Genomic DNA, 540 nt, shown 5'->3' on the forward strand with positions numbered 1-540 from the left:
CAACAGCGTCTGGCTCGAGGTGCCCTCCCGGCTGCTGCGCGGCGAGGACGGGCGCAGCGATAATGTCTGGCTGCGCGAGTGCCTGACACGCCTGACTGGCGTACAGCTCAGTGGCGAGTGGCGCGGCGATCCATGGGGCGCGGTCTTGCTGGCTGAATGGAAAATTACCCAAGGTGGCTCAATGGTGCGGGCACTGATCCCGCCCGCAGGCGTCCATGCCCTCCGCAGTCCGCAGAACTTTGCCAAGATCGAGGCCCGCGCAGCCCACAGTCTAACCGGCCACGGCCGCCAACTTTATGTGCTGCTTGCTGACAAGAAGCGTTTGGGGCGGCCGTTCTGGACCTTCACCCTGGACGAGCTGCGCTCCCTCATGGGGGTGGCCGACAAGAAGTCCTACGAGCGTTGGAATAACTTCCGTCAATGGGTGCTCGAACCTGCCCTTGCGGCCGTAAACGACTACGGCACGGTCGAGGTCAGCATGAGCCCAGAGAAACAGGGACGTTCAGTCCATGCCGTTACCTTCCGCTGGCGTTGGAAGGA

At 63.1% G+C, this 540-nt stretch carries 1 protein-coding gene; it reads left to right on the top strand.

Features of this window, described 5'->3' with window-relative positions:
• On the top strand, nucleotides 1-540 hold a 540-nt coding region (locus tag CK240_RS17955), incomplete at both ends, for a replication initiation protein (protein WP_135058992.1).

This window comes from Paracoccus salipaludis (assembly GCF_002287065.1).
GTDB lineage: Bacteria > Pseudomonadota > Alphaproteobacteria > Rhodobacterales > Rhodobacteraceae > Paracoccus > Paracoccus salipaludis.